The 10,855-nt window shown below is 55.1% G+C and carries 7 protein-coding genes; 3 read left to right on the top strand and 4 right to left on the bottom strand.

Annotation, left to right across the window (positions count from 1 at the left end):
- The first annotated feature begins 295 nt into the window (after positions 1-295).
- Together ACR0EK_RS19970 and ACR0EK_RS19965 are read left to right on the top strand one after the other, a co-directional pair.
- The gene (locus tag ACR0EK_RS19970) at positions 296-1,399 is read left to right on the top strand and encodes a M24 family metallopeptidase (protein ID WP_480901156.1); all 1,104 of its coding nucleotides are present in this window, start codon (positions 296-298) and stop codon (positions 1,397-1,399) included.
- 277 nt (positions 1,400-1,676) lie between these two features.
- The gene (locus tag ACR0EK_RS19965) at positions 1,677-3,656 is read left to right on the top strand and encodes a bifunctional 2',3'-cyclic-nucleotide 2'-phosphodiesterase/3'-nucleotidase (protein ID WP_480901155.1); all 1,980 of its coding nucleotides are present in this window, start codon (positions 1,677-1,679) and stop codon (positions 3,654-3,656) included.
- A gap of 710 nt (positions 3,657-4,366) precedes the next feature.
- Here the strand turns inward: ACR0EK_RS19965 and pbfA are convergent.
- The 4 genes from pbfA to ACR0EK_RS19945 all read right to left on the bottom strand — a co-directional run bounded on the left by pbfA (position 4,367) and on the right by ACR0EK_RS19945 (position 9,743).
- Entirely contained in the window at positions 4,367-5,719 is a 1,353-nt protein-coding gene (pbfA, locus tag ACR0EK_RS19960) for a (R)-1-hydroxy-2-aminoethylphosphonate ammonia-lyase (RefSeq protein WP_480901152.1), read from the bottom strand.
- A gap of 106 nt (positions 5,720-5,825) precedes the next feature.
- Positions 5,826-7,289, bottom strand: coding sequence for a phosphonoacetaldehyde dehydrogenase (phnY, locus tag ACR0EK_RS19955; protein WP_480477695.1), 1,464 nt, complete (start codon positions 7,287-7,289; stop codon positions 5,826-5,828).
- Between the two features lie 3 nt (positions 7,290-7,292).
- The gene (phnA, locus tag ACR0EK_RS19950) at positions 7,293-8,537 is read right to left on the bottom strand and encodes a phosphonoacetate hydrolase (RefSeq protein ID WP_480484613.1); all 1,245 of its coding nucleotides are present in this window, start codon (positions 8,535-8,537) and stop codon (positions 7,293-7,295) included.
- Positions 8,538-8,555: 18 nt separating this feature from the next.
- Entirely contained in the window at positions 8,556-9,743 is a 1,188-nt protein-coding gene (locus ACR0EK_RS19945; RefSeq protein ID WP_480484612.1) for a 2-aminoethylphosphonate--pyruvate transaminase, read from the bottom strand.
- Between the two features lie 120 nt (positions 9,744-9,863).
- Here ACR0EK_RS19945 and ACR0EK_RS19940 point away from each other — a divergent pair, with 120 nt between their 5' ends.
- Positions 9,864-10,754 carry a LysR substrate-binding domain-containing protein gene (locus ACR0EK_RS19940; protein WP_480484611.1) on the top strand — a complete coding sequence of 297 codons (891 nt, stop codon included), beginning with the start codon at positions 9,864-9,866 and terminating at the stop codon, positions 10,752-10,754.
- Positions 10,755-10,855: the final 101 nt, after the last annotated feature.

Below are 10,855 nucleotides of genomic sequence, written 5' to 3'. Positions count from 1 at the left end.
GCCCGCCGGCACCTGAAACCATCATCCCGATGGATCACAGGCCGATGATGCACTAACAATCAACTTGGACCAGTCAGATGAGGCTGCTCAGGTGGCTGACAAAAGTGACGACTGCAATCTGAAACACGAACCGAACTATTGGCCGGGCTGTATACTGCTGTGCGGCGAAACGATTGGCAACGTTTCCAACTGTCAGAATACCAAACCAATGACGGTTCGCGTGTGGCGTAAGAAAAATAAGATTTGCCGAGATCGCCGAAGCGGGTGGTTTTGGTCACAATAAGGGTTGGTAAGGATGCCAGATTTATCAGAATATCGCCGGTTGGCCCGTGAAATCTCTGTCGATGCCGTGGCATTGGTGCCGGTTCCGAATTTCGACCGAGCCATGGGCAAGTCTTTCATGACTAACGAACGCCCCATCGTGGTTGTGATCCCCGCATCAGGAGAACCCGCTGCCATTGTTCCAAATCTGGAACTTGGCTCGTGGGATCAATTAAGGTTCGAAGGAGCGGTATTCGATTGGCGGGATGAGGCGGGTTACAAAGGGGCTTTCACCGCTTTGGCGAACCACCTGAGCATCGCGTCCCTTGCAGTTGAAGGACAGGTCATGCGTGTTTTTGTCTCTGACGCGCTGACCGAAGCTATGCCTGGGTTACAAATTACTGATGCGGAACACCAAATCTCGAACCTGCGACTGATCAAGTCCAGCAAGGATGTGGCCTCCATGCAAGCTGCGATCACCATCTCGGAACGTGCGCTTGAGCGGGTTATCGGAACGGTACACGCAGGTCAGACCGAGAAACAGATCGAACAGGATTTGATCCAGGCAATGTTTGCCGAAGGTGCCGATTCACTGGCCTTTACACCGATTGTGGTCGCTGCCGACAACTCGGCCCGACCGCACGGGAAAGCGCGTATGGATTATCGGATTCAAACCGGCGACGCGCTGCTCTTTGACTTTGGCGCGCGCAAGGATGGATTTGTCGCGGATATCACGCGAACCTTTTTCGTTGGCGAAGTCTCAGATGAGGGCAAGGCTGTCTACGAAACTGTATTACGAGCAAATCAGATGGGTCTGAACGTGTGTCGCCCCGGTGTGACGGCCCATGATATCGATGATGCAGTCATCGGCGTTCTTGAAGCATCCCCTTTCGCCAATCGCATCCGCACCAAGACAGGCCACGGATTGGGTCGGGATGTGCACGAGGCTCCATATATCATGCGCGGAAACAACCAGGTAATGCGCGCAGGCATGGTCTGGACCAACGAACCGGGTCTGTATGACCTGGGCAATTTCGGTGTCCGTATTGAAGATGACGTCTTGGTCACAGAAGATGGATGCCAATCACTGACCAGTTTCCCGAAAGAGCTTATTGTCCTGGGGGCGGGACGTCGATAACCGGGCTGTCCCATCCACACGGTTGGGGTCAGTGGATAGCAGCCAACATGATGCGGGTTGGATATGTCGCAAAGCACTGATTGTGAGGCATTGTCTTGGCAATCGCAGGGCACGGGTTCCCCTTCTGCCATGTCTTATCAAGTACAGGAAGTTGGGCTATTGTACCTGGCATTGCGCCTACACATGACGCGTATAAAGCGCTGGCAACCTGTTTCATATGGATGTTGCGAATTACAGGCAAAAAAGACGCGTTGACCACAAACCTGAAAGGTGACCCATGTCTTTCTCAAGCCGTTCTTCAATTTCACGACGCCGCTTCCTTGCCACGACAACCGCTGGTGCGGCGGCAATTACCCTGCATCCGTTTTCGGTGGCGGCGGCCAATAATCAGGCGCATCTGCGCATCATGGAAACCACCGATATCCATGTCCATGTGTTTCCTTATGATTACTATGCGGACAAACCCCGCGACACGGTGGGCCTGTCCCGCACAGCGTCGATCATCAACGAAATCCGATCTGAGGCGACAAACTCGCTCTTGGTGGACAACGGCGATTTTCTGCAAGGTAACCCGATGGGCGACTACATCGCTTACGAGCGCGGCATGAAGGACGGCGACAGCCATCCCATCATCACGGCCTTCAATACGGTCGGGTATGATGCCGCGACGCTGGGCAATCACGAGTTCAACTACGGTCTGGATTTCCTGAACAAGGCTTTGGCCGGTGCCGAGTTCCCTGTTGTTCTGGCCAACGTCGCCAAGGAAAAAGGTGCAAACCCGCGTGACGACAAGACCCTTGTTCAGGCCTATGCCATCCTCGACCGTGAAATCGAGATGGGCGACGGCACCAAACATCCGATCAGGATCGGTGTCATCGGTTTTACCCCGCCACAAATCGTGAACTGGGACCGCAGGCACCTGGAGGGCAATGTTCAGGCCCGCGATATCGTCGAGACGGCTCAGGCCTATGTACCCGAGATGAAGGAACAGGGATGTGACCTGATCATCGCCCTGTCGCATTCGGGGATCGGGGGGGCCGATCATGAGGACGGCATGGAAAACGCATCGGTGGTTCTGGCAGGGGTCGACGGGATCGACGCGCTGGTCACCGGCCACAATCACCTGGTTTTCCCGTCACCGACATTTGCTGACCGCCCCGGGATCGACGTGGAAAAAGGCACGCTGATGGGCAAACCTGCCGTCATGGGCGGTTTCTGGGGGTCGCATCTTGGCCTGCTGGACCTGCTTTTGGAACGGGACGGCAATGAATGGCGCGTCGTTACCACAACCTCCGAGGCGCGCCCGATATCCAAACGTAACGAAGATCGATCAATCACCGCTCTGGTCGAAGATGATCAGAAGGTTCTGGAATCGGTTGCGAAAGCTCATGACGAAACGCTGGCCTATGTTCGACGCGCGGTCGGCAAGACCTCGGCCCCACTGCACAGCTATTTTGCGTTGGTCGCGGATGATCCGTCTGTGCAGATCGTCTCGATCGCGCAGAAATGGTATGTCGAAGACATGCTGAAAGGCACCGAGCATGAAGGGCTGCCGATCCTGTCTGCGGCAGCACCGTTCAAGGCTGGTGGCCGCGGCGGTCCGGAGTATTACACCGATGTCCCGGTCGGGGACGTTGCCATCAAGAACGTGGCCGATCTGTACCTCTACCCGAATACCGTCCGTGCGGTTCGCGTGAACGGGGCGCAGGTGCGTGGCTGGCTGGAACGCTCGGCCGGTATGTTCAATCAGGTTGAAGCTGGGTCCAAGGATGCGATCCTTCTGAACCCCGAGTTCCCGTCGTACAATTTCGACGTGATGGACGGTGTGACCTATCAGATCGACCTGTCGCAACCGTCGCGCTTTGGACCAAAGGGCGAAGAGGTGAACCCCGACGCAGCACGGATCGTGAACCTTGCCTTCAATGGCGCGCCTGTTACGGATGACATGGAGTTCATCATTGCCACCAACAATTACCGTGCATCCGGTGGTGGCGCGTTCCCGGGCGCAATGGGCGACACGATCGTGTTCGAAGCACCGGACACCAACCGCGACGTCATTGTTCGCTACATTGTCGAACAGGGCACAATCGATCCCAAAGCGGATGCCAACTGGTCGTTTTCACCGTTGGAGGACACCACGGTGTTGTTCGAGACGGGTCCAAAAGCCCGCGACTATATGGGCGACGTCAAAGGTGTGGCAATCGAGGACGCCGGGGAAGGCGCCGACGGTTTCGCAGCCTTCCGCATTAAGCTCTGATCCGAAAGAAATGTCGCAACGATAACCTGCCCCGCCACCTTGGTAACTCGGTGGCGGGTTTGCGCTGAACACCCGTACAGCTCGAAGGCATCTGCCCCTGCAGAGTCAGATGCCACATTTTCAATTCGCGTTCCCGACAAGCGTCGTGGCGGCAGGTCATAGAACTTAGCGAACCGTTGGATCACCAACAGAGCTTCTGCGCTCCCAGTTCTGTCAAAGAAGCTGAATGGATGAAGGCAGGGGCAAGTTGGTGAAATTTGTATTCAAAGATCTCGCGGCAAAGGGAGATTGAATACCCTATGGCAGGTAAAAAGTAGTCGCCTGCTGAACGGCATCTTGTTTCTCAGTTTTTTGCAAAGGCGACGGGCTGCGATCTGTAAAGCACAGCAACAAAAGGTCTTTCAGCTTCTGAACTACATTCGATACCATGAAAGACTCCGCTCTGTTGATTTTGAGTTCCTGTAATCCCGTCAGTTTGTTCAGTCTCATTTGTACCAGAGGCCGAATTGAAGATTTTGCCTTTCCCGTTACTTTCGTCAGCGTTTTAAGCCTGAGTGCAGTTGGATATTACAACGCCATCGGCCAATTCCAAATTCTATTGTACGCCGTGCGCCATCGGACTCGTTGTCTTACGTCGCACTTTGGGGTCTTCATCGCTGTCTCGGCTAGCCTCTTTTTACTTACTGCCGAGTTTTGACTGATCCGACGTGTCAACTCTCGGCCTTGATAGCAGCGATCACAATGTCGATTGCGTGGTCCAGATCCGATTGTGAGATGGTCAGCGGCGGCGACAATGTCAGAACGCATCCCTGACTGATCTTATAGCTCAAACCGGCCTCCAGACAGGCGTAGTAAATCCGTTCGGCACGCGCATTGCCCGGTATCTTTTCAACGCGATCATCAACGATTTCGACCCCGAACATCAAACCCCTTCCCCGGATGTCTCCGACGGTGGGTACGTTCTGAAGTTCGTCCATCAGACGACCAATTGCGTGCTCACCCAGCGTGGCCGACCGATGAACCAACCCCTCATCTTCGATGATCTGAAGTGTTGTCAAAGCGGCCCGCGCGGTGACCGGGTTCTTTTCGTGTGTGTAATGACCGATGGCAAAATCTCCGCAGACGTCCAATTGTTTGCGGGCAACACAAGCGGCAATGGGCAGGATACCACCGCCAAGCGCTTTTCCAAGCGTCACAATGTCGGGAATGATCTCGTCATGTTCAAAGGCGAACATCCTGCCGGTTTTGCCAAGGCCGGTCGGGATTTCATCCATGATCAAAAGCGCGCCGTGACGATTGCACGCCTCTCGCACGGATTTCCAAAACCCCGGCGGTGGTACATAGGGCACCGCGCGCATCGGTTCGGCTATGACTGCGGCCACATCTCCTTCACGCTCCAGAACATATTCGACCATTTTCGCGCAGGCCAACCCGCAGGTTTCCGGTCCCGCGTGATTGTATGGGCAACGGTAGCAGGCGAAGGGCGCGACATGTTCAGTGCCCGACAAGAGGGGGCCCGCGATATGACTGCGGAACGTCGCCTCGCCACCGACGCTTGCGGCGCCAAAGCCCGCGCCATGGAAGGCATCCCAGAAGCTGATTGTTTTGAACCGACCGGTCGCGGCACGCGCGATTTTGAGGGCAACCTCGTTGGCGTCAGAGCCGCCAGTGGTAAAGAGCATCTTCCCCAGATCGCCAGGCACGATATCTGCCAGTTTTTCTGCCAAATCCACTGCCGGGTCATTGGTAAAGCGGCGGGGTGCAAAAGGAAGATCATCAAGTTGCGCTTTGATGGCGGCTATCAGACGCGGGTGCCCATAGCCTATGTGATGCACCGAGTTGCCATGGAAATCCATGTACCGGCGACCCTCCATATCCTCGATCCAGATTCCCTCGGCCTTTGCAATAGTGCTGACGCAGGGTGATGACAGAGATTGATGCAGGAACACATCCGCATCGCGTTTGAGCAGAGGTGCCGACTTCGGTCCCATGGACTTTTGCAACCATGCCTTGCGCGCTTCGGATGTGTTTGATTCCCCTTCCGTGTGGACAATCTGTGGCATGTCCGCTCCTCATTTCTGTCATCAAAAGATGCGGGCCCCAAAAGGCCCGCCAGTATCAGGGAGGATTTGAAGCGTCCTTCCCGTCTGTGGGGAAAGGACGCAAGGTTTAGTTGGGCCAGGGCAGCGAATAGGTTTTGACGTTGGTGAAGAACTTCATCGCCTCGATAACGCCCTCTTTCACCCCGTTTCCGCTGTCCTTGATGCCGCCAAAGGGTGACATTTCAATGCGGTAACCCGGCTGTTCCCAGATGTTGCAGGTGCCGACATTCAATCCGTTGATAAAGGCGATGGCCCTGTTCAGGTCATTGGTGCATACCCCCGAAGACAGGCCGAACTCGGTCGAATTCGAGATCGCCATCACCTCTTCGTCATTGTCTGGTACGCGCACGATCGGCACGATAGGACCGAAAGTTTCTTCCATCACCAGCTCGCTGTCATGGGGAACCTTGTCGACAACGATAGGCGGCAGCAATGCGCCCTGACGGCCCGGGTGATACAAGATTTCTGCACCCTCTTTCTCAGCCTGCAGAACGCGGTTCTCGAATATCTCCGCGGCTTTGTCGTGGATCACACACCCCAGCTCGGTTTCGGGGTCTTGCGGATCGCCGAATTTGATCTTCTTGGCCTTCTCCAGAACCAGCGGCACAAACTTGTCGGCCACACTTTCCTGCACGAGGATGCGCTTGACTGCCGTACACCGCTGACCGGAGTTTCCGGTCGCACCCGCCACTGCAATTGTTGCGGCTTTGTCCAAATCCGCATCGCTGAGGTCATTCAGAACGATCAGAGGATCGTTACCCCCAAGTTCCAGCGCCTGCCGCTTGTAGACGCCTTTCTCAGCGATCAACTTGCCCACCGGCACACCCCCGGTGAAGGTGATGATGTCGATATGTTCATTGGTGATCATCTCATCGCCAATGTCAGCCGGCCAGCCGGTCACCACTTGGAACATCTCATGCGGCAGGCCTGCTTCATAAAGTATGTCGGCCAATGTCAGCGCAGTCAGCGGCGTCAGTTCCGTGGGCTTGCAAACCATGCAATTATTGGTCGCAATCGACGGCGCGATTTTGTGGCTAACCATATTCAAAGGGTGATTGAACGGGGTGATCGCACTGATTGCTTTCACCGGCTCTCGGGTGGTGAAAATCTTGCGGGCTTTGCCATTGTGGGTCAGATCGCAGGAAAAGATCTCGCCATCGTCCTTTAGCGCCTCAGCCGCCGCAAACTGATAAACATCCTGTGCGCGTTTGGTTTCGTAGATCGCATGCTGGTGGCAGATGCCCAGCTCCAACGTCAGCCATTTCGCAAGGTAATCGCGTTTCTCGCCGATCAGCTCGCCTGCGCGCTGCAAAATCTGGCTGCGCTCGTACCGGGTCAGTTTAGGTTTGTAATTCGCCGCGATTTCGAATGCCCTGCGTGCGTGTTCTGCGGTGCCAGCGGGAACATGGCCCACGACCTCGTTGGTGTACGGGTAAAGAACAGGAATGGTTTCATCGGTAAAGACGATTTCGCCACCGATCCGCATTCCTTCGTTACGTACTTCGATTTTCGACATGGTCTGGTCTTTCATGGCTTACTGTGCCGCCGCTGTAGTTGCGTAGAAAAAGGCATCAAAGTTGCGCAGCACGGGTTGGTTTGGCAGGTCGATGACACGGTTCACGATGAAGGGAACTTCTTGTTCCGTCAAACCACCATGGCTGCGCAGGGGCTCTTTGAGCGCTGCCAGATCGTGGCGATGCTCGGACGTTCCGATGCAAATGTTTTCGCCAGAAACCATCACAATGTCGCCAATCCGATCACCGGGCAATTCGAACCGTTCAATGGCCTGAGCCTTGGTCAGCACATGGGTGATCCCTTCGGTCGCCTTGAGTTTGGCAATGATGTCACTCTGATCCGCGCCATCCGGCAGGTAAGCGGTCGCGAACGAACCCAGTGCACCATGATGCACGACATAGGGGTCAGTGATCGGAAGGATGACCCGCGCCGCATCCTTGCCCAGCCATTCGTCCATCAGGTCCTGCACATAGACGACCGAAGGGGATCCATCTGCCAGGTGCTTAGGCTTCATGCCATGATCAGCCGTCACCACGATGGCGGCCCCCAATGCGTCCAACTCGCCCAGATAGCGGTCGAACATGGCGTAGAAATCAAGTGCGCCCTTTTGATCGGGTGCAAACTTGTGCTGGATATAGTCGGTAGTCGACAAATACATGACGTCGGGCTTGAACTCTTTCAGCAGCTTGACGCCAGCAGCAAAAACGAATTCCGACAGCTCGGCCGAGTATACCTCGGGCACGTCCATGCCCAACCATTTGCTGGCATTGTCGATGCCATGTTCCTCAAGCGTCGTTTCGCCCGAACGCTCAGAAGAGAATGCAACCGCCCTGCCCTCGTCAAACTTCAGCCCGGCACCAAGCAGCGCGCGAAGCTTGTCCTTGGCGGTTACCATCGCCACGCGGAAACCTGCATCATAGAACTGTGAGAAGATGGTCGGCGCGCGCAGGAAGCGGACATCGTTCATCATAACCTCTTCACCGGTGTCGGGATCAATAAGGTAGTTGCCGCAGATTCCATGCACGATCGGCGGACGCCCGGTGGCAATCGAAAGATTGTTGGGGTTGGTGAACGACGGAATAACAGAATGCGCCAGACGGTCTGTACCTTCCTCCCGCATCCGTTTGAGGTTGGGCATCAGCCCTTTCGCAATCGCCACGTCGAGGTATTCAGGTTCACATCCATCAAGGCAGATGGCAATTGCGGGCACCTTCGGCGTTGGGTAGACGCGCTCATTTGCTTCGACAGGGGTTTGAATGGTCATCTGTGTTTTCCTTGATTTTTATGCGGCCAACTTGGCGCGTTCTTCCAGTGCCCGGAGAGGAGGCGCAGCGCTTGTCACGCCCATTTCTTCCAGAGATTCTTTTGCAGCGATCACAACTTTACGCATGACATCTTCGTCCATCTGGCCGATGCAACCGACGCGGAAACTGTCGACGACAGTCAGCTTGCCCGGGTAGATAATGAACCCTTTTTCTTTCATCCGGTTATAGAACTGATCAAAAACGAAATTCTCATCAGCCGGGCAGAAGAAGGTAACGATGATCGGGCTCAACCAACGATTATCCAGCAGTGTTTCGAAACCCAGTTCCCGCATGCCCGCGACCATGACGTCCCGGTTGCGGGTATAGCGGGCGCCTCGACCTGCAACACCGCCTTCGGCAGTGTGCGCCCGAAGTGCCTCGATGAAGGCCGCAACCACATGCGTCGGCGGGGTAAACCGCCACTGTCCCGTTTTGTTCATATGCGCCCACTGCGCATACACATCCAGAGACAGCGAATGACTGTTGCCTTTTGCGGCTTCCAGCTCGGTCTTGCGCGCCACGATGAACCCGAAACCCGGAACGCCCTCGATGCATTTGTTCGCCGAAGACACCATGGCCTCGTAACGAATTTCAGTTGGTTTGAGCTCAATCGCTCCAAAGGCGGACATCGAGTCAATCAAGAGCTTGCGCCCGGCGGCATATGTGACCTCCGAAATCTCTTCGACCGGGTTCAGAATGCCCGAGCTGGTTTCGCAGTGAATGGCGACGACATGCGTGATGTCCGGGTCATCCGCGAGAATGCGCGCAACCTCATCACCCCTCGGCGGCAGGTAATCGCCTTTGTCCAACACAACATGATCACGACCCAGGTACTGCAACGTTTGTGCTGAACGCTGCCCGTAGGCACCATTTGCCAATACCAACGCCTTTCCGTCTCGCGGAATAAAGGATGCCAGCATCGCCTCGACGGAAAACGATCCGCTGCCTTGCATCGGTACGCAATCGAACGCGTCGGCACCCTCGCCAAGCAGGTTCAGCAGGCTTGACCGCACCTCCCGCGTCATGGCGCGGAAATCATCGTCCCAGCTACCCCAGTCACGTAACATTGCCTCTTTGACCGCGTAGGACGTTGTCAAAGGACCGGGCGTCAAAAGGTAGGGTTCACCAAGGCGCGGTTGCTCTAATTTTGGTTTGGATGGCGTCATTACCAGGCTCCAGAACAGCGTTTTCAGGAACACAATTGCAGCAACGCTTGCTATATGTGAAATTGCAATTATCAATCTAATCATAAGCGCAGCCTATGAACGCATCTACAGGGAACTGCCATGCGACACAGCCAGTTGAAAGCCTTTCATTACGTGGCCAAACATGGGGGATTCTCCCGTGCGGCAGAGGCTTTGTATCTGACCCAGCCAGCGATTTCCGAGCAGGTCCGAAAACTGGAACAGGATCACGACCTGCTGCTGTTCCAGCGTGAACGAAAACGCGTGAACCTGACGCCCGAAGGCGAACAGCTTTACAGATTCACAAAACAATATTTCGAGATCGAAGATCAGATTGAGGACTACCTCTCTGAAACCAAAGCCGCGATCGATGGTGAATTAAGGATTATTGCCGATTCAGCGCATCACATGACGTCTTTTCTGGGTTCGTTCCAAAAGAAATATCCGAAAATCACGATCACTGTGCGATCCGGCAACACCGAAGAAATCCTGGAAGAGCTTCGGTCTTACAATGCGGAAATCGGCGTTGTTGGCAGCCTGTCTCCTGGCAAGGACATGGACGTATTGAATTTGGGGTCCACTGAAATTGTGGCCTTTGCTGCCCGGGGCGTGCTGTTGGCATCCAAACCCACCCTGACCCTGGAGGAGCTTGCCGAGTTGCCCCTGATTTTCAGAGAGCACGGGTCAAAAACACGCGAGAAACTGGAAGAAGCCGCCGAGAAACAAGGTATCAGGTTAAACCCGGCGATTGTTGCTGAAGGCCGAGAGGCCGTTCGCGAACTTGTTGCCTCGGGTGCAGGTATCGGTTTTGTTTCTCAGGCGGAATATGGGCACGATGATCGATTGCGGCAAATCAAATTGAAGGGCGTGAATCTGCAAATGGGTGAGAGCATGATTTCCCTTTCCCAGCGTCGTGACGTCAAGATCATACGTGCGTTTATGGATTTTGCGGAGCGGGTGCATAAGGAGAAGGAAACCCCCGCAGATATGTGATCTGCGGGGGTATTGAGTTTTTTGTGTGGATTACCTGCTGCGCCAGGCCTGTGTGCGGGCCAGGATGCCTTTTGATGCCATCAGATGAAAGATCCGGGCGG

Source organism: Ruegeria sp. AE4 (assembly GCF_056542185.1).
Note: the sequence above shows the minus strand (reverse complement) of the source record. Positions and strands in the feature narration are given on the sequence as shown.